Annotated in this window: 17 protein-coding genes and 1 pseudogene; 10 read left to right on the top strand and 8 right to left on the bottom strand. The window is 34.4% G+C overall.

All coding sequences use genetic code 11. The annotated features are described in order from the left end of the window. Together B0I03_RS13215 and B0I03_RS06820 are read right to left on the bottom strand one after the other, a co-directional pair. A pseudogene (locus tag B0I03_RS13215) lies at nt 1-1,695 on the bottom strand (hypothetical protein); the annotation flags it as partial. A gap of 1 nt (nt 1,696) precedes the next feature. Next, complete coding sequence (locus B0I03_RS06820; RefSeq protein WP_146603266.1) at nt 1,697-2,011, bottom strand: hypothetical protein; 315 nt, start codon at nt 2,009-2,011, stop codon at nt 1,697-1,699. 103 nt (nt 2,012-2,114) lie between these two features. Here B0I03_RS06820 and B0I03_RS06815 point away from each other — a divergent pair, with 103 nt between their 5' ends. Next, nucleotides 2,115-2,885 carry a UDP-2,3-diacylglucosamine diphosphatase gene (locus tag B0I03_RS06815; protein WP_111566700.1) on the top strand — a complete coding sequence of 257 codons (771 nt, stop codon included), beginning with the start codon at nt 2,115-2,117 and terminating at the stop codon, nt 2,883-2,885. On the opposite strand, the gene B0I03_RS06810 is transcribed toward B0I03_RS06815, so the two are convergent. The 6 genes from B0I03_RS06810 to B0I03_RS06785 form a co-directional block, all read right to left on the bottom strand. After that, the gene (locus B0I03_RS06810; protein ID WP_111566699.1) at nt 2,882-4,138 is read right to left on the bottom strand and encodes an MFS transporter; all 1,257 of its coding nucleotides are present in this window, start codon (nt 4,136-4,138) and stop codon (nt 2,882-2,884) included. The genes B0I03_RS06815 and B0I03_RS06810 overlap by 4 nt on opposite strands. Further along, nucleotides 4,131-5,831, bottom strand: a complete 1,701-nt coding sequence (gene recJ, locus B0I03_RS06805) for a single-stranded-DNA-specific exonuclease RecJ (RefSeq protein WP_111566698.1) — start codon at nt 5,829-5,831, stop codon at nt 4,131-4,133. The genes B0I03_RS06810 and recJ overlap by 8 nt, the downstream gene beginning before the upstream one ends. A 237-nt stretch (nt 5,832-6,068) precedes the next feature. Continuing rightward, nucleotides 6,069-6,494 (bottom strand): OsmC family protein, encoded by a 426-nt coding sequence (locus B0I03_RS06800; protein WP_111566697.1) that lies wholly within the window; start codon nt 6,492-6,494, stop codon nt 6,069-6,071. A 30-nt stretch (nt 6,495-6,524) separates the two neighbouring features. Beyond that, nucleotides 6,525-7,391, bottom strand: coding sequence for a DUF4886 domain-containing protein (locus B0I03_RS06795; protein ID WP_111566696.1), 867 nt, complete (start codon nt 7,389-7,391; stop codon nt 6,525-6,527). A 6-nt stretch (nt 7,392-7,397) separates the two neighbouring features. Further along, complete coding sequence (rsmI, locus tag B0I03_RS06790) at nt 7,398-8,075, bottom strand: 16S rRNA (cytidine(1402)-2'-O)-methyltransferase (RefSeq protein ID WP_111566695.1); 678 nt, start codon at nt 8,073-8,075, stop codon at nt 7,398-7,400. A gap of 142 nt (nt 8,076-8,217) precedes the next feature. Beyond that, nucleotides 8,218-9,192: a hypothetical protein gene (locus B0I03_RS06785; protein WP_111566694.1), complete on the bottom strand. Its 975-nt coding sequence runs from the start codon at nt 9,190-9,192 to the stop codon at nt 8,218-8,220. A gap of 101 nt (nt 9,193-9,293) precedes the next feature. Here B0I03_RS06785 and B0I03_RS06780 point away from each other — a divergent pair, with 101 nt between their 5' ends. From B0I03_RS06780 to B0I03_RS06740, 9 genes are all read left to right on the top strand, one after another. Further along, nucleotides 9,294-9,926, top strand: coding sequence for a thymidine kinase (locus B0I03_RS06780; RefSeq protein WP_111566693.1), 633 nt, complete (start codon nt 9,294-9,296; stop codon nt 9,924-9,926). Between the two features lies 1 nt (nt 9,927). Further along, complete coding sequence (locus tag B0I03_RS06775; RefSeq protein WP_181452359.1) at nt 9,928-12,372, top strand: bifunctional UDP-N-acetylmuramoyl-tripeptide:D-alanyl-D-alanine ligase/alanine racemase; 2,445 nt, start codon at nt 9,928-9,930, stop codon at nt 12,370-12,372. A 66-nt stretch (nt 12,373-12,438) separates the two neighbouring features. Beyond that, on the top strand, nt 12,439-12,816 hold the full coding sequence (mscL, locus tag B0I03_RS06770) for a large conductance mechanosensitive channel protein MscL (RefSeq protein WP_111566692.1): 378 nt from the start codon (nt 12,439-12,441) through the stop codon (nt 12,814-12,816). Between the two features lie 95 nt (nt 12,817-12,911). Next, on the top strand, nt 12,912-13,316 hold the full coding sequence (locus tag B0I03_RS06765; protein WP_111566691.1) for a hypothetical protein: 405 nt from the start codon (nt 12,912-12,914) through the stop codon (nt 13,314-13,316). A gap of 124 nt (nt 13,317-13,440) precedes the next feature. Next, on the top strand, nt 13,441-14,430 hold the full coding sequence (locus tag B0I03_RS06760; RefSeq protein ID WP_111566690.1) for an aspartate-semialdehyde dehydrogenase: 990 nt from the start codon (nt 13,441-13,443) through the stop codon (nt 14,428-14,430). A 206-nt stretch (nt 14,431-14,636) separates the two neighbouring features. Further along, nucleotides 14,637-14,945 carry a hypothetical protein gene (locus tag B0I03_RS06755; protein WP_146603265.1) on the top strand — a complete coding sequence of 103 codons (309 nt, stop codon included), beginning with the start codon at nt 14,637-14,639 and terminating at the stop codon, nt 14,943-14,945. A 64-nt stretch (nt 14,946-15,009) separates the two neighbouring features. Next, entirely contained in the window at nt 15,010-17,391 is a 2,382-nt protein-coding gene (locus B0I03_RS06750) for a TonB-dependent receptor (RefSeq protein WP_245902959.1), read from the top strand. 11 nt (nt 17,392-17,402) lie between these two features. Then, nucleotides 17,403-17,957: a type 1 periplasmic binding fold superfamily protein gene (locus tag B0I03_RS06745; protein ID WP_111566687.1), complete on the top strand. Its 555-nt coding sequence runs from the start codon at nt 17,403-17,405 to the stop codon at nt 17,955-17,957. 109 nt (nt 17,958-18,066) lie between these two features. Continuing rightward, nucleotides 18,067-20,169: a prolyl oligopeptidase family serine peptidase gene (locus tag B0I03_RS06740; protein WP_111566714.1), complete on the top strand. Its 2,103-nt coding sequence runs from the start codon at nt 18,067-18,069 to the stop codon at nt 20,167-20,169. Nucleotides 20,170-20,246: the final 77 nt, after the last annotated feature.

The raw sequence follows: 20,246 nt of genomic DNA, 5'->3' as shown, positions 1-20,246 counted from the left end.
AGTAACTAGCATAGCTAAATTACTAAACGATGCCGATGCTACTGATGAACAACTTCCGTTGGATGCTGTTACGGTATAACTTGTACCAACTGTCATTCCACTTATCAATCCGCCTGCTCCTGCGGTAGGACCAGCTGGTGTAAAAGTATACGTTAACGCTCCGTTGTAATTTGTGATAGTAGATATTCCATCTGATGAACACGTTGGAGCTGTTGTTGAAATCGTTGGTTGCGATGGAACTGCTAAAGTAGCCAAATTAGTAAACGATGCTGATGCTGCCGATGTACATGATCCAACTGTAGCCGTTACCGTATAACTCGTGCCAAGAATCATACCCGAGATTAATCCTGTTCCATCAACTGTTGGACCTGCAGGGGTAAACGTATATGTAGTTCCTCCTACATAATTCGAAATTTGACTAAATCCATTTGCTACACATGTTGGTGCTGTAGTATTAATCGTTGGAACCGGTGGTGCTCCAGCTGGAGGATTAATCACAACCACTGTCGCAGTTGACACACAGTCAGTTGTGGTATTTCTAACAGTAACATTATATGAACCAGGAACTAAACCTGAAAAAGTGGTTCCTGATTGATAAACCACATCATTTATACTATATTCTAATGTAGCTCCTAATGGCGCTGTTACAACAATAGTTCCTGTAGTAATAGCACATGTTGGCTGTGTAACTGTAACTGTTGGAGCTACAGGCGGTGTATCACAAATTAAACTAGCTGAAACTTGTATATCATAAGTACAAGAAGTTCCTGCAAAACCGTCTAAAACAATTAAGTAACATTGATTAGCTGTAGCTGTAAAGGTATAGTTATAATCCGTTGTTGATCCTGGATTTTGACAAACTACCGAAGTAGCTGTTCCTGCAGTAATTTGCGCACAAGTAGTTCCTGGTCCATAAATAGACAACTGAAGACCTTGTGTACTATTACAAACCTGATTATTTACATTTAAATATGCCAACTGACCTACTGGCCAGTTTGCAGGCGCACACCATTGGTACCAAACATTATTTTCTACAGAACCCGAAGCTGGATTTTGACAAACACTCGGACCATCAGCTGTACTATCTGCATTTGTAGATGTATATGAAACATTATTTTGCAACACAAAAGCATTAGAACATGCATCATTAGAAGCTACGTGTGGCACTGTACTCGTTATACAGGTTGCAGCAGCATTTGCTGTTGGATACCCACTAAAAGCCGCAGCAGATTGTGAAACCATTATATAATAAGTCTGTCCTGCAGTCAAACCTGTCACATTTAAAGTCCCATTAATAGGAATTGAAGCTCCACAAGCAATCTGAGTTAAACTAGAACATGTTCCTGAAAAAACCACATAATCTCTTTGCTCAGCAGTCGCAGCACCCGCACCTGAATAATCTGTTAAATTTGTAATTGTAAAAGAAGTCGTTGTTGCAACCACTTCAATCCATCTAACTGATTGTGCTGTTTCATTATCAGTAGTACATGCAGGATTTATTGTACTTGTTCCTGTCATCGGAACATTATTGCCTGAAGCTTCTTCTGTTTGATAGTGTCCTGCATATTGCGGCCCAGATTGATTTCCGCAACCGGTGTAAGGATATAATTGTAAAGCATCACAAGGACTACTTCCTGCTTGAGAAAAAACATTAAACCCTGTAAAAAACAACAATAGTAGTATAACTTTTTTCATATTACTTAGTATTAGTTGTAAAAGAATTTACTACTACATAATCCTCAATATTTTTATTTTTTCCAGAAATTAAATCTTGACGTGAAAAAATTTTAATTCTTCTTTTATCATCAATTTGAAGATAAACTAATTCGGAATCCTTTCTTAAATCATCAATTTTTTCTAATAATTCAGAAGTAATTGAAACTGGTTCAACATCCATTTTTAGAATTTCTAACTGAAAAGTCCCTTTTACAACTTCTAAATTTTTAACTTTGTCTTGCGAAAAAGCTATAACAGAACTTAAAAAAGAAATTATTAAACAAATTTTTTTCATAATGTTAATATTAACAATTAATAAATAATTTGTTAAAAATATTTGTTTTTTCATAACTTGTTAACACAATGAGTATTAAATCGATGAAATGTGAAAATAATCGATGATTAACATAAATTTAACACAAAACAACTTGAAAATTTACTTTACATCCGATCAGCACTTTGGAGCACCAACCCCAGAATTAAGTTTTCCAAGAGAACAAAAATTCATTCAATGGCTTGATATTGTTAAGCAAGATGCTGATGCAATCTTCCTTTTGGGTGACTTATTCGACTTTTGGTTCGAATACAAAACCGTTGTCCCAAAAGGATTCGTTAGAGTATTAGGAAAATTAGCCGAAATTAAAGATTCTGGCATTCCTATTTATTTCTTCGTTGGAAACCACGATTTATGGATGAGCGATTACTTTCAAAAAGAGTTAAACATTCCTGTTTATCATGATAATCAAGAATTTACCTTTAACGGGAAAACTTTCTTAATTGGTCACGGTGACGGAAAAGGACCTGGCGACATGGGTTACAAACGAATGAAAAAAGTCTTTACCAATCCGTTTTCAAAATGGTTGTTTCGTTGGTTACATCCAGATATTGGTGTAAAATTAGCCCAATATTTATCAGTTAAAAACAAATTGATTTCAGGAGCAGAAGACGTGAAATATTTAGGAGAAGAAAACGAATGGCTAGTACAATACTGCAAACGAAAGTTAGAAACTAAAGAATACAATTTCTTCGTTTTTGGCCACCGCCATTTACCTTTGGAAATTGAATTAACCGAAAATTCTAAATATGTAAACTTAGGCGATTGGATTGGTTACTTCACCTATGGTGTTTTTGATGGAGAAAAATTGGAATTGAAAGAATTCAAAAATTAAATCGTTTCCAAATCTTTTTCGATATCTAATTCCCTGAATTTTGGTGATGCTACAGCAGTAACGCCTACAATTCCTAAAGTCATCATTCCGCCAAAAACCACTGCTGGAACTACTCCCATGATTTTAGAAGCCAAGCCACTTTCAAAAGCTCCTAATTCATTGGAAGAACCCACAAAAATAGAATTCACAGAAGACACGCGTCCTCGCATGTGGTCAGGTGTGTAAATTTGAAGAATCGTTTGACGAATGACTACTGAAATTCCATCTGTTACACCGCTCAAGAACAAAGCTACGACTGATAACCAAAAGTTTGTTGATAATCCGAAGACGATTATACAAACTCCAAATCCAAAAACAGCTAACAATAACTTTTTACCTGCTTTTTGATGTAATGGAATGGATGTCGCAATTAACATCGTAAGTAACCCTCCAATAGCAGGAGCGGCTCTTAAAATTCCAAATCCTTCCGAACCTACTTTTAAAATATCTTGAGCAAAAATGGGTAATAAAGCAATAGCTCCACCAAATAAAACCGCAAACATATCTAATGAAATAGCATTTAAAATTGTTTTATTTTGAAACACAAACGATAATCCTTCTTTCAGACTTTTGAAAATTGGTTCGCCTATTTTTGGATTTAAAATTGGTTTTCTTTCAATTTGTGTCAATACCATTAAAGCCATAATCACACAAAAAACCACAAAAAATAACGACCAAAAAACACCAACCCAACCAATAGCAAATCCCGCTAAAGCAGGTCCAATTACAGCCGCCACTTGCCAAGTAGAACTACTCCAAGTCGCCGCATTTGGTTGCTCTTTTTTCGGAATAATCAATCCCAATAAACTAAAAACAGACGGAATTAAAAACGCTCGAATAATTCCACCTACAAAAACTAGAGCGTAAATTCCGTACAAAATGGTGTTTTTTGAAAAAGAATCGATGAAATTCGGATGCACTAATAAACACATCAAAGCACTGATTGTTGCTAATCCAGAAAAACATTTGATTAATAAACTTTTTTTCTCGTTTTGATCTACAATGTGTCCAGCAAACAATGCCATACTAATCGCTGGAATGATTTCCATCAAACCTATTAACCCCAATGACAACGGATCTTTTGTGATGCGATACACTTCCCACTCAATCAACACAAACTGCATCGACCAAGCCAACACAATAAACAATCTCATGGCTAAAAACCAGCGAAATTCAGGAATTCGTAAAGATGAAAATGGGTCTTTTTTAGCCATTTGAAGTATTGATATCGCGTAATTGCAGTTGCAAAGTTACAGTATCTTTCCATTCATTTTCTTCCAAAGAGAAAATTGCATCAAATTTATTCTTATTGGTAACCAAGTCTAATTTATTTCCCAATCCAAAACCAATAGCTCCAAAACTTTCCGAGTTTCCTTGTTTTACAAATGCTTTCAAATGTTCGTTATCGGAACCTAAAGTCTTCGCATAACCTGAATCGATTAATCCTTTCGCTAAAAATAACGGCGTCATATTTTCCGGACCGAAAGGTTCGAATTGTTTTAATAATCGCATTAATTTCGGATTGATTTCGGATAATTCGATTTCGGCATCATATGAAATTTCAGGTGTCAACAAATCGGGATGAATGGTTTCTTGCACGACTTTTTCGAAGGCATTTTTGAAATTTTCATAATTTTCTTCTAAAAGCGTCATTCCAGCCGCATACATATGGCCACCGAATTGTTCCAAGTGTTCCGCACAAGCTTCCAAGGCATTATAGACGTCAAAATCTTTCACAGAACGTGCCGAAGCCGCTAATTTTTCACCACTTTTTGTAAAGACAATCGTTGGGCGATAATAATTTTCTACCAATCTTGAAGCTACAATTCCGATAACGCCTTTGTGCCAATTCTCTTGATATACAACAGTTGAAAATCGATTTTGTTCGTTATTTTCCTCGATTTGAAGTAAAGCTTCTTTGGTAATTTGTTTGTCTAATTCTTTTCTATCGGAATTATGTTGTTCGATTTCGGATGCGAATTGCTCCGCTTGGTCTAAATCGTATTCGGTTAATAAAGCAACTGCTTCGTTTCCGTGTTTGATTCTACCTGCGGCATTGATTCTTGGTGCCACAATAAAAACGACATCAGTAATTGTCAAGACTTTCTTCTTTACATTTTGAATCAAAGCCTTAATTCCTGGTCGCGGATTCGAATTAATAACCTCCAAACCAAATTTCGCCAAAACTCTATTCTCACCATTTATCGGAACAATATCGGCAGCAATCGCAGTGGCGACTAAATCTAAATATTCCACTAAATCTTCAATGGTTTGGTTTCTATTTTCGGCTAAAGCCTGAATCAATTTAAATCCGACACCGCAACCACATAATTCATCATACGGATACGAACAATCTTCGCGTTTTGGATCTAAAACTGCAACGGCATCGGGCAAAATATCGCCTGGTCGGTGATGGTCGCAAATGATAAAATCGATGTTTTTTGCTTTGGCATAATTGACATGATCAATCGATTTGATGCCACAATCCAAAGCGATTATTAAAGAAATATCGTTGTCTTCGGCATAGTCAATTCCCATATAAGAAATACCGTAACCTTCTGCATATCTATCAGGAATATAAGTCGCAACATTTGGATAAAAACTACGTAAATAGCTAGAAACTAAAGAAACAGCGGTTGTTCCATCGACATCGTAATCACCGAAAACTAGGATGTTTTCATTATTAGCAATGGCATTTTCAATTCGCACCACCGCTTTGTCCATATCTTTGATGAGATACGGATTGTGTAAATCGGCTAAAGTGGGACGAAAAAAGGTTTTGGCTTGTTCGAAGGTTTCGATTCCTCTTTGAACTAAAAGTGTCGCAATAATTTCATCGACTTGAAGTGCTTGCTGAATGGCTTGTACTTTTTCTGGCTTTGGCTTAGATTTTGGATTCCAACGCATAGTTTAATTACGAATTAAAAATTATGAATTATTTATTTTGGCTTATATTATTGAATAACAAAGGTATAAATATTTTTGAATTTACTTAATGAAAAAAATTAACCACATAGAAACATAGGTTGATTTTTATCAAATTAGTCGTTACACTTTTTATAGGTTAGATAGACTTTGTGTATTAAGTATGAACTATAACAATCTTTTTATCTATGTTTCTATGTGGTAAAACCTCTAAATTATTTATATTTTATGATAAAAAATCGCTACCTCAACTTTTGCAAATTGACGGAACATTTCCATTACGCCACAATATTTTTCTACCGATAAATTTACAGCTTTTTCTAACTTTTTTTCGTCTAAATTGTTACCGTAAAAATGGTAATCTACTTTTACGGTGTGATAGGTTTTTGGATGTTCTTCGGTTAGTTCACCTGATGTTTCAATTTTGAAATCGGCTACTTCTAACTTCATTTTTTCCATTAACGAAGCGACGTCTAAACCTGTGCAACCCGCTAAAGCCGATAACATCAACGCTTTTGGACGCAAGCCTTTTCCTTCTCCTCCGTTTTCTGGTCCGGCGTCAATTGAAATGATATCGCCACTTGGATTAGTGGACTCAAATTGCATGTTACCTTTCCAGGTAGTAGTTATGTTGTGTGTTTCCATTGTTTTTTTGCTAAGAACAAACTATTTTAATTAATTACTATTTGCGATTCTCTTTAACAGTGATGTTGTTTTTTCATCTAAACCAGCATTAAAATTTAATCTCGTTGGATTTTTATTCGTAATCATTTTATAAAAAATACAAGCGTTTAAAAACGAACCTATTTTTGAAGGATGATAATCATCATCATACAACTGAATTTCTGGATATTTATTTCTAATATTAAAATGAATATTTGGATGATTAGAAATTATCATCTTTTGTTTTAAATTTATCTGATTTAATGCTTCATTCAAAATTCTGAGATATTCTTTTTCATTTAAAACTTCTTCTGAACAAAACTTTTCATCTGAATTTAAATTATTAATTGGAAACTTTACATAATCAAAATCAGATTTAGGCAAACAAATACTCTTTATTGGATAATGTTGAACTTTTGGAATCCATGTATTAAAAAATATATACTTACAATTCTTATTACGATTTAACGCCTTTATTTCTTCTATATCTGACTGAACTAGTTCATCAACCAACTCTTTAGAAAACAACATATCTGGTGCTTCTTGAATGATAATCAAATCCCAACTTCGAGAAGAAATTATTTTTTCTGTTTCAGTTATCTCAAAATCATTTTTGCGCATCGTATAAATATGATCTCCTTCTCTTTTGTAAATAATGTTATTGAGATGACTATTTAATGTCATACCTGGAAAAGTAGCTTGTTCTATTAGATAATGTGTTGATTTCTCATCCAACATTTGCTTTACCATTTTTGGCATATCATGATAATAGGTCAAGCTATTACCAATAAACAATATATTTACTTTCTGAACCTGTTCGACAGGTTTTGATTTACAGCTATAAAAAATAATAAATAGTAATGCTAAAATTTCTTTCATATTAACTTACTTCAAACTCTTCCCTCCCACAACCACAACAATCTCCCCTTTAGCCGGTTTTGCTTCAAAGTGTTTTAAAACTTCTTCGGCGGTTCCTCTGATTGTTTCTTCGTGTAATTTGGATAATTCTCGAGATACTGAAACCGGTCTGTCAGCTCCAAAATATTGTACAAATTCGGCTAAGGTTTTGTTTAATTTGTGTGGCGATACATAGAAAATCATCGTACGATATTCTTCTTGTAACGCTAAAAATCGGGTTTGTCTTCCTTTTTTATCGGGTAAGAAGCCTTCGAATACGAATTTATCATTGGGCAAACCACTATTTACCAAAGCCGGCACAAAAGCAGTTGCTCCTGGCAAACATTCTACATCAATTCCGTTTTCCACACAAGCTCTCGTAAGCAAAAAACCTGGATCAGAAATCGCTGGAGTTCCAGCATCGCTGATTAAAGCAATGGTTTCGCCCGCTTGTAATCGCTTGACCAAATTTTCAACGGTTTTGTGTTCGTTGTGCATGTGGTGGCTGTGCATATGCGTTGCAATTTCGAAGTGTTTTAGCAATTTTCCGCTGGTTCGTGTGTCTTCTGCTAAAATTAAATCGACTTCTTTCAGTACTTTAATCGCACGAAAAGTCATGTCTTCTAAATTGCCTATTGGCGTTGGAACGATATATAATTTACTCATTTATAAACGGTTTGAATAAACAAAGGTTTTACCACATAGACACATAGCTATACGTGCTAAACAAAACTCAAACAAGAAAAAACCTATGTTTCTATGTGGTTAAAATTAATAACTCAAATTTTAACTAAAAATCTCTGTGTTATTAACTAAACTTTTTCTCCACAATTTCCATGAAACGCGTTTCGAATTCTTCCGCACCTTCCCAATTGTTATAATCGGGTTTTACGAAATCATCTACAAAAGCTTTTGCTTCTTCAAAACTATCAAAAGTATTTAATTGCGAAATTACACGGTTGAAATCATCCGAACTTCCGCCAAATAATTTCTTTTCAAATCCAATTCTATCATTTAAACCGAAAGTAATAGCCTTATTCAATCTATCATTTAGCGAACTGATTTTTGGCTCTTGGCTTACTTTTTCAAAAGTTGCTTTTACTTCTTCTTCTAATACTTTTGGTTCCGAAGTTTCGGAATCAGCAACAGGTTCTGGTTGAACTTCTTCCTTAACTTCTTCAACAGGAGTTACAGCTTCAAAAACAGTTTCAGTAACTTTTTCAACTTCTGCCGGAACATCCTCTACTTTCACAAAATCCAATTCTTGATAATCGTGTACCAATAAATCTTCAAACGAAATTTGTTTCGCTGGTTCTTCTGTTTTTGGTTCCGAAACTTCGGAATCGGCAACTGGTTCTTCTTCGATTATTTCTTCCTCAATTGGCTCTTCTTCCATTGGAGTCATCAAAACTTCTTCCTCTTCTTCGTCATCTTCCACAATTAATTCTGCGATTACGACTTTTTCTTCCGCAATTGGTTCGGCAATAGTTTCTTCCTCTTCTGGAGCAACTTCTATTTTTACTTCTTCCGGAGTTTCAACAATTTTATCCTGAATAGGCGCATCAAAAACTTCTGTTGGTTTTCCTTCTAATTTTTCAGCTAAAACTTCTTCTGAAATTTCGTTTTTTACCAATTCGAAATTCTCTTCATAAAAGCGTAAAATCGTCAATTGATCGTACAAATTTTTAGCTTCTTGTTGCAATTGAACGGTTTCGGAATGGTTTTTTAACTTTAAAATTCGGTGGGCAATACTGATTAATTCAGCGCTTACTCTTTTCTTCATAACTTTATTGGATGGAATTGAATATATCGATACTTTTTTAATAATTTTGTTTTGATTACAAATGTAACAGAAAATAATTTTTAACGTACGAAAGATACAAAATGTTTCTCGAAAATACCGTAAATCAACAAGAACAATTTGGCTGGATTGAAGTAATTTGTGGCTCCATGTTTTCGGGTAAAACCGAAGAATTAATTCGCCGCTTAAAACGCGCTCAGTTTGCTAAACAAAAAGTAGAAATCTTCAAACCGGCTGTCGATACTCGATATGACGACGAAATGGTGGTTTCGCACAACAAAAATGAAATTCGTTCTACACCCGTTCCTGTTGCTGAAAATATCCGAATTTTAGCTCAAGGTTGCGATGTCGTAGGTATTGATGAAGCCCAATTTTTCGACGAGGAAATTGTTGCTGTTTGTAATGATTTAGCCAATTCAGGAATTCGAGTGATTGTTGCTGGATTGGACATGGATTTTAAAGGAAATCCGTTCGGACCGATGCCTGCGCTAATGGCTACAGCCGAATATGTTACCAAAGTGCATGCTGTTTGTACACGCACTGGAAATTTAGCACATTATAGTTTCAGAAAATCAGATGATAAAAGACTGGTTATGCTTGGCGAAACCGAAGAATACGAACCACTAAGTCGTGCTGCCTATTTTAAAGCCATGCGTGAAAACATGGAAGTAAAAGATGTTGAAATTATAAACAAGCAAAAAGACGATAATCAATAAATTGAACCTCAACCTAACTCATATTATTTCGTTTTGTAAAGGCGTTTTTCACGGAAATTCGACTGAGTTTACTGCAAATCACATTTCGATAGACAGTCGTTCGTTGCAAAATGGAAATAACACTTTGTTTTTTGCTATCAAAGGACAAAATCACGATGCGCATTTGTATTTGGAAGAGTTGATTGCAAAAGGCGTTCGCTATTTTGTAGTCGAATATATTCCAGAACATGTATACGAAAAAGCGAATTTCATTATCGTTGAAAATTCGTTAAAAGCGCTACAACAAACTGCTATTGGCTACCGAAAACAATTCGATTTTCCATTTGTGGGAATTACGGGAAGCAACGGAAAAACCATCGTAAAAGAATGGTTGAATTTCTTATTAAGTCCAAATCATTTGATTGTTCGAAATCCAAAAAGTTATAATTCGCAAGTCGGAGTTCCCTTATCGATTTTAGCGATTGAAGGCAATTATGATTTAGGAATTTTTGAAGCAGGAATTTCGTTACCCAATGAAATGTCAAATCTAGAACAGATAATTCAACCGAAATACGGCGTTTTAACGAATATTGGTTCGGTTCATGATGAAGGTTTTGCAAATCGCGAGGCTAAAATAAAAGAGAAAATCAAACTTTTTGAAAATTGTTCCGATATTTTCTTGGAAAAAAATGCTGAAATTGAAGTTTTACTTCCAAAAAACAGTCAAAAACATACTTGGAGTTTTTCAGATGAAAGCGCGAATCTTTTCGTTTCGAAGAAAAATGAAAATGGTAAAACCGAATTAACTTTTAAAAATGCAACCAACACTTTTAATGTAAATATTCCGTTTTCCGATGAAAATTCGATTGAAAATGTAATTACTTGCGTGAATTTCATGCTGTTTTTAGGCGAAGAAATTGCGTTTATTCAAAATAGAGTTTCGGAATTATATCCAGTAGAATTAAGACTTCAAGCTAAAAAAGGCATCAACAATTGTTTGGTCATCGACGATAGTTATTCGGTGGATTATCAATCGTTGAAAATTGCGTTGGATTTCTTGGAACAACAAAAATTACACGATAAAAAAACGATTATTTTATCCGATATTTTCACGAGCGGAATTGCTGTGGAAACGCTTTACAATCAAGTAAAACAACTGCTTTCGAAAAATAAAATCGAGCGCATTATTACCATTGGCGAAACCATCGGAAAACAATTGAACGATTTACCGAATGTGATTTCCTTTGCCACTACGCAAGAATTTTTACAGCAATTCAACACGCAGTCGTTTCAAAACGAAACCATTCTTGTGAAAGGTGCTCGCGGATTTAACTTTCATGAAATTGTGGTTTTGTTGGAAGAGAAAAATCACGAAACTATTTTAGAAATCAATCTCGATGCAATTAGTCACAACTTGAATTTCTACAAATCCAAACTAAAACCAGATACCAAAATTATGGTCATGGTGAAAGCGTTTGGCTACGGAAATGGCGGTTACGAAATTGCCAAATTGCTCGAACATCATAAAGTCGATTATTTAGGCGTAGCGTTTGCCGATGAAGGCATCGAATTACGAAAAGCTGGAATTACGACTCCAATTATGGTTTTAAATCCCGAAAACAGTAGTTTTAGAGCCATGATTGCTTATAATTTAGAACCTGAAATTTATTCGATTACGGGTTTACAAGCGTTTTTAAAAATTGCACAACACCAAAATATTTCGCATTATCCGATTCATATTAAATTGGATACCGGTATGCATCGTTTGGGTTTTGAACCACATTTGATTTCCGAATTGTGTTCCTTACTAAAAAACAACAATTTTGTTAAGGTAAAAAGTGTGTTTTCGCATTTAGCCGCGAGTGATGACTTGCAACTAGACGATTTCACGAAATTACAATTTCAACGTTTTGATGCAATGTATTCCGAATTAGAAAGAGTATTGCCAACAAAACCAATTCGCCATATTTTAAACACCTCTGGAATTTTCAATTATGCTGAAAAACAAATGGAAATGGTGCGATTAGGTATTGGTTTGTATGGTATTGGAAATTCGGAACAAGAATTGAAAGTGTTGGAAAATGTGAGCACTTTAAAAACGATAATTTCACAAATCAGAGAAGTAGCTCCCGAAGAAAGCATTGGTTACAGCCGAAGATTTAGAGTAACACAGAAAATGAAAGTCGCTACGATTCCGATTGGTTATGCAGATGGCATTCGAAGAGCTTGGGGCAATGAAAAAGGATTTGTTACCATCAATAATCAAAAAGCAACCATTTTAGGTTCGATTTGTATGGACATGATGATGGTGGATGTTACGAACATTTCATGTAAAACTGGAGATGAAGTGATTGTTTTTGGAAAAAATCCGAAAGTAACCGAAATGGCTAGTGTTATTGGCACGATACCTTATGAAATTCTAACTGGAATTTCGCAACGTGTGAAACGAATTTTCTTCAAGAATTAACATTTTGTTTTAAATTTTGTATATTCGTTATACTAAAACAAAAACTAACTCTTAAAATTAAAAACTATGGGAATGATTTCAGAATTTAAAGATTTTATTGCAAAAGGTAACGCAATGGATTTAGCAGTTGGAGTAATTATTGGTGGTGCTTTTGGAGCTATCGTTAGCTCATTAGTATCTGATGTAATAACACCAGCATTATTGAATCCAGCATTAAAAGCAGCTCAAGTTGAAGATCTAGCTGGATTAAAAACAGAAGGTGGAATTTTATATGGTAAATTTTTAGCAGCTGTTATTAGCTTTTTAGTAATTGCTTTTGTTATTTTCTTAATGGTTAAAGCAATTAACAGTATGAAGAAAAAAGAAGAACCAGCTCCAGCGGCTCCAGCAGGACCAACACAAGAGCAATTGTTAGCTGAAATTAGAGATTTATTAAAAAAATAGTCGATACCGCTACATTATATATTCTAACTAAACCCCGATTCGTCGGGGTATTTTTTTTGAAATTGATTAGATTTGTTTTGAAATAAATTTACTTAATGAATTCAAATACCAAAATTTACCTACTTAGCTTAATAACTATAATTGGTTCATTTATTCTATATTATGTTGAACAAGATAAAGAAAACAAACTTGTTCCTGTAAAATGTAGAATTTTAGATTATGATTGCTTTGGAAAAGCTGCAAACACAACCTTTATTTATAAAAATAAAAAATATTCTATTGGTGGAGCACCGAATGAATTATGCAATGAAAAAACAAACAATAAAGAGTATGCAACTTTATATTATTTCGTAAAAGACGATAGTTTTTATTTGAAAAATTCAACAAATTCAAAAGTTTACTTATATTTTATTTTACTTGGAATCTTTTTATCTATAATCCCTTATATTAGAAAAAAAGCTGATGATTCTATTCTGAAAAGAGAATTTAAAAAAAGATAGTTATTAAAATCGTAATAGGATTTTTAAAATCTTGTTACAACTCAAAACTTTTGTTATAATTTCATCAATATTTGCTAAGTCGTTTGAATATTCTATATTTTTGCATCATTAAATAACACACACAATGAGAGTAGCCGTAGTAGGCGCTACCGGAATGGTAGGCGAAATAATGCTTCAAGTATTAGCAGAACGTAATTTTCCTGTAACAGAGTTAATTCCAGTTGCTTCTGAAAAGTCAGTTGGAAAAGAAATCGAATGGAAGGGTAAAACCTATAAAGTAGTAGGTTTACAAACCGCTGTTGACATGAAACCTGAAATTGCTTTGTTTTCGGCAGGTGGAGAAACTTCTTTAGAATGGGCTCCAAAATTTGCTGCTGCAGGAACAACTGTAATCGACAATTCATCAGCTTGGCGTATGGATGCTACTAAGAAATTAGTTGTTCCAGAAATCAATGCTTCAGTTTTAACAAAGGAAGACAAAATTATTGCGAATCCAAACTGTTCGACAATTCAAATGGTAATGGCTTTGGCGCCTTTGCATACTAAATATGACATCAAACGTATTGTAGTTTCTACTTATCAATCCATTACAGGAACTGGAGTAAAAGCCGTGCGTCAGTTAGAAAACGAATATGCGGGCATTCAAGATGAAATGGCGTATAAATATCCAATTCATAGAAATGCGATTCCACAATGTGATAGTTTTGAAGCAAACGGTTACACCAAAGAAGAAATGAAATTGGTGCGCGAAACACAAAAAATCTTAAACGACAACACTATTGCGGTTACAGCAACTGCAATTCGTATTCCTGTCGTTGGAGGACATAGTGAAGCGGTAAACATTCAGTTTGAGAATGATTTTGATGTGAATGAAGTGCGTCAAATTTTACACAACACGCCTGGTGTAACGGTTCAAGATAATTTAGACACGTTTACCTATCCAATGCCAATTTACGCACAAGGAAAAGACGATGTTTTCGTAGGAAGAATCCGTAGAGATGAAAGCCAACCAAACACCATTAACATGTGGATTGTTGCCGATAATTTAAGAAAAGGAGCGGCAACTAACACGATTCAAATTGCAGAATATTTGGTTGCGAATAAATTAGTATAATACAAGCCACAGATTTCACAGATTAACACGGATTTAATCCTTTTGAATCCTTTAATCCGTGGCAAAAAACAAATAACCACGAACTAGCGAAATAAGTCATCAAAACTTAAAAATTCGTTAATTCGTGGTTTCTTTTTTTCGTTTCTTTCAAAAAAACTATCTTTGTCATTGTGAAAAAGAAGTTACTCTATATGAACATTGGCTTGATGCTCGCAGTATTGTTTGCTGTAAGCTATCAGTCTATTCACACTTTTTCGCACGAACATCATGTAAAGTCGGAATGTTGTGATGATTCGCATCATTTGACTTTTAAAACTTCTGAAAAAACGTTTACGGAAAGTGATGACTGTCCTGTTTGTGATTTCAAATTTGCAGCTTTCCTTTCACCAGAAGTTTTTCACTTTGACTTTATTCCTACTTTTTACGAAATTCCGTATCAATTCAACAGTAATGAATCTTGCATTACGTTTGAAGGGAATTCGTTTTACCTTCGTGGTCCGCCTGCTTTAGTTTAAAAATATATTTCGATATCATTACCAAAAATAATGATACGTTGTTGTTACATTTAAACTAAAAGAAATGCGATTCTTATCGATATTATTTTTCTTTTTGGTTGGCTTTTTCGGATATACTCAAGTTACGATTACTGGCGTTATTTCGGATGAAAATGGCTTACCACTAAGAGATGCTCACGTACACATTGCCAATAAAACTATTTCAACCGATGCAAACGGAACTTATGTTTTATCAGGCATTCCAAAAGGGAAACAGAAACTCTATATTTCGTTTATAGGCTATTATGCTATTGAGGAAACTATCGAAATTTCAACCGATTTAACTATCAATCGTCAATTGAAATTAGATGTTACCAAATTAGATGATATCACCATCCAACAACTTTCGAATTCAAAAAGTGAAAGTAGTAACGAACAAGTTTTGAAAAGTGCTACCATTGAAAAATTTAGCAATCAAACCTTGGGTGAAGCCTTGAAAGAAGTTTCTGGAGTTTCTATTTTAAAAACCGGAAGTACTATTGTTAAACCAGTAATTAATGGTTTGCATAGTAATCGTGTGCCAATTATCAATAATAATGTTCGATTAGAAGACCAACAATGGGGAACCGAACACGCACCTAATTTCGATATCAATGCGGCTGGAAAAATCACAGTGATTAAAGGTGCTTCAGCTTTGCAATATGGCGGTGATGCTATTGGTGGAATTGTTGTCATCGAATCTGAAGTAATTAAAAAAGACACTTTGGTTGGAAAAACAATTCTAAACTTAGCCTCTAACGGAATGGGCGGAAGCTTGAGTTCAAGTCTTCAAAAAGGAAATCGTTATGGTTGGAGTTGGAATGCTTTGGGAACTTTCAAATATTTAGGCGATCGCGAAACGCCAGATTATGTATTGTCCAATTCAGGAAATCGCGAACAAAATTTTTCGGGAGGCATTCGTTATGCTCAAGAAAAGTATAATTTCAATGCGATGTACAGTTTTTACAATGCACAAATTGGAATCATCAAAGCATCTCACATTGGAAATGTGAATGATTTGTACAATTCTATCAACAACCAACAACCAAGCTTAATTGAACCTTTCACCTACTCGATTGATGCTCCAAAACAAGAAGTACAACATCATTTAGCAAAAGTAAATTACCAAAGATGGCTAAGCGAAAACACTTCGATTGATTTGCAATATGCATTTCAATTCAACAATCGTTTAGAATTTGACGTTAGAAGAAACGATGAAAATACTAACAAAGCTGCTTTGGATTTACAATTAGCAACGCATACTTTTTTAGCTGATTATAAAACGAATGTTGGAAATTGGAGATTGAAATCGGGATTGAATTTGGGTTACCAAAACAATTTTGCGAATCCAAAAACAGGTGTTCGTCCATTAATTCCGAGTTATGAGAAATTGGATGCTGGCTTGTACGGAATTGCCGTTTATAAATTCGACAATGCTACTTCGTTAGAATCGGGAATTCGTTATGATTTTTCGAGTATCGAAGCAACAAAATATTATTTGAAATCAAGATGGACTGAACGTGGTTATGATGCTGAATTTTCACATTTTATTGTGGGTGAAGAAGGCAATCAATGGTTAACGAAACCTACTTTTGATTATCATAATATTACAGCAAACATTGGATTTAGAAAGCAATTTCATCATGAAATGGAATGGTTAGTAAATGTGAGTTTGGCTTCTCGAAATCCAAATCCGTCTGAATTATTTAGCGATGGATTACATCATTCAACTGGTCAAATTGAATTAGGTGATTTGCGCTTGGAAAAAGAGCAAGCCTATAAATTCAACACAACTTTTAAGAAAGATTGGAAATCGTTTCAAGTGCAACTTAATCCGTTTATTAATCGAATTTCAAATTTCATTTATTTGCAACCTATTGGTTTTGAAACTACTATTCGCGGCGCTTTTCCAGTTTGGGAATTCAAACAAACAGAAGCTTTGTTGACAGGTTTCGATGTTAATACCAAATGGAGTATTTCCAACCATTTTTCACACGAATTAGGATTGGCTTATGTAAACGGGCAAAATCTAAGTACTGACGAGTATTTAATTGATATGCCGCCATTTGTAATCAATAATAAAATTCAATATAAAAATGAATCTTGGTTCAATTTCGTTAGCGAGTTAAAAAGTGAAGTGATTTTCAGACAAAATCAATTCCCAAATTACAATTTTGAAACCAATATTGTTGTAGATGATGCATTAACTCCTGTCTTGGTTGATATAAGTTCGCCACCAAAAGGCTATCATTTATTGCATTTTTACAGTGAAATGACGTTTAAAATCAATAAAAAAAACAGCTTAACCACCTCTTTTAGTATTCAAAATATAATGAACACAACGTATCGAGATTACCTAAATCGTCAACGCTTTTTTGTAGACGAAATGGGTAGAAACATTCAAATTCAATTAAAATTTAATTATTAAAAAATCAAAACATGAAAAATTTAAAACTTATCGCGCTATTAGTAATTCCAGTAATATTTTCAACTTCTTGTTCTAACGATGATGCTCCTGTTAACGAGGAAGAAGTTATCACAACTGTAACAACAACGCTTGTTGGAGGTGGACAAACTATTACTTTAACTTCAAGAGATTTAGATGGTGACGGACCAAATGCACCAGTTATAACAGTTTCAGGAAATTTAACAGCAGGAACAACTTACACAGGTTCAACAACATTTTTAAATGAATTAGAAAGTCCGGCTGAAGATATCACAGTAGAAGTGGAAGAAGAAGGAGCTGATCATCAGGTTTTTTACCAACTTCCATCATCTATTGGAACCGTAACTTACACCGATACAGATGCTAATGGAAGACCAATAGGATTAAACTTCACTTTAGTTGCTGGAACTTCTGGCTCAACTGGAACTTTAACTGTAACCTTGAGACACTTACCAAATAAAACCGCTTCTGGAGTTTCGGGTGGTGACATCACAAATGCTGGTGGAAATACGGATGCAGCTGTTAGCTTTTCAGTTGCGGTAAACTAAAAAATTAAATCAAATTTGTTACAAAACGGCTGAAATTTCAGTCGTTTTTGTTTTTTAACAAATCTTTAAAATTCAAATGAATATCTTTGTTTTAATCAACAAATACTATATGAAAAAAACAATAACATTATCGGCTATTGTTTGTACACTTGTTATGAACGCACAAACAAAAATCAATTATCCTGAAACAAAAAAAATCGACCATGTTGACACGTATTTTGGCGAAAAAATTAACGACCCTTACCGTTGGTTAGAAGACGACCGAAGCGCAGAAACGGAAGCTTGGGTAAAAGCTCAAAATGTGGTGACGTATGGTTATTTAGAGCAAATTCCATACAGAAATCAACTGAAATCCAGAATGGAAAAATTATGGAATTACGAGAAAATTTCCGCTCCATTCAAAGAAGGTGATTATACGTATTATTACAAAAACAACGGTCTTCAAAATCAATCGGTTTTGTATCGAAAAGACAAATCGGGTAAAGAAGAAATCTTCTTAGATCCAAATACTTTTTCAAAAGATGGAACTACATCTCTAGGTGGATTAAATTTCAGTAAAGATGGAAGTTTAGTAGCTTACTCTATTTCCGAAGGCGGTAGCGATTGGAGAAAAGTGATTGTAATGGAAGCTAAAACTAAGAAAATCATTGGCGATACGATTGTGGACGTAAAATTCAGTGGCGTTTCTTGGTACAAAAACGAAGGTTTTTATTATTCAAGTTACGACAAACCAGTTGGAAGTGAATTATCTGCAAAAACAGACCAACACAAATTGTATTATCACAAATTAAACACTTCGCAAAAAACAGATAAATTGGTTTTTGGTGGTGATGTAAAAAGAAGATATGTTGGTGGTTATGTTTCGGAAGATGAAAAATATTTATTCATTTCGGCAGCGAATTCAACCTCTGGAAACGAATTGTATTATTTAGATTTATCAAAACCAGATAGTAAAATTGTAACGTTAATTGATAATTACGAAAATGATAATGATGTTTTAGACAACAAAGGTTCTAAAATTTATTTGGTTACCAATTACAAAGCGCCAAACAAACGCGTGGTGACTTTTGATTTATCAAATCCTGCAAAAGAAAACTGGAAAGATTGTATCGCTGAAACCGAAAATGTATTGTCGCCAAACACAGGGAGCGGTTATATTTTCACAAGTTATATGAAAGATGCGGTTTCATTCATTAAACAATACGATTACAACGGAAAATTAGTTCGTGATATTCAATTGCCAGGCGTTGGAACTGCTGGTGGTTTTGGTGGAAAAGAAAAAGAAACTACTTTGTATTTTTCGTTTACGAATTATGTAACGCCAGGAACTATCTACACTTTTGATCCAAAAACAGGAAAATCAGCGGTGTATCAAAAACCAAAAGTTGATTTTAATTCTGCTGATTACGAATCAAAACAAGTGTTTTATACTTCAAAAGATGGCACAAAAGTTCCGATGATTATTACATATAAAAAAGGAACAAAATTAAATGGGAAAAACCCAACTGTACTTTATGGTTACGGAGGATTTAATGTGAGTTTAACTCCGGCTTTCAGTATTGCAAATGCGGTTTGGTTAGAAAACGGAGGAGTTTACGCTGTTGCGAATTTACGCGGCGGTGGAGAATACGGTAAAAAATGGCATGATGCTGGTACCCAATTAAAAAAACAAAACGTTTTTGACGATTTCATTGCGGCAGCTGAATATTTAATCAAAGAAAACTACACTTCTTCAGATTATTTAGCGATTAAAGGTGGTTCAAATGGAGGACTTTTAGTAGGTGCCGTTATGACACAACGCCCAGATTTAGTAAAAGTAGCGTTACCAGCTGTTGGTGTTTTAGACATGTTACGTTACCACACATTTACCGCTGGAGCAGGTTGGGCTTACGATTACGGAACATCAGAACAAAGCAAGGAAATGTTTGAATACATTAAAGGTTATTCACCTGTTCATAATGTAAAAGCAGGTGCAAAATATCCAGCAACTATGGTAACTACAGGCGATCATGACGACCGAGTAGTTCCTGCACATAGTTTTAAATTTGCTGCAGAATTACAAGCGAAACAAGCGGGAGACAATCCAGTTTTAATTCGTATTGATGTAAATGCGGGTCATGGAGCTGGAAAATCTGTTGCGGCTACCATTCAAGAAAATGTAGATATGCAAGTATTTACACTTTACAATATGGGTGTTAAAGAATTGAAATAGAAAAGTTAAAAAACTGATAAAAGAGCCTTCGGGCTCTTTTTTTATGCAATAAAACTTAAAAAAACGGGTTTTCTATT

The organism is Flavobacterium aquaticum, assembly GCF_003259835.1.
Taxonomy (GTDB): domain Bacteria; phylum Bacteroidota; class Bacteroidia; order Flavobacteriales; family Flavobacteriaceae; genus Flavobacterium; species Flavobacterium aquaticum.
This window is presented reverse-complemented; position numbering and strand designations above follow the sequence as displayed.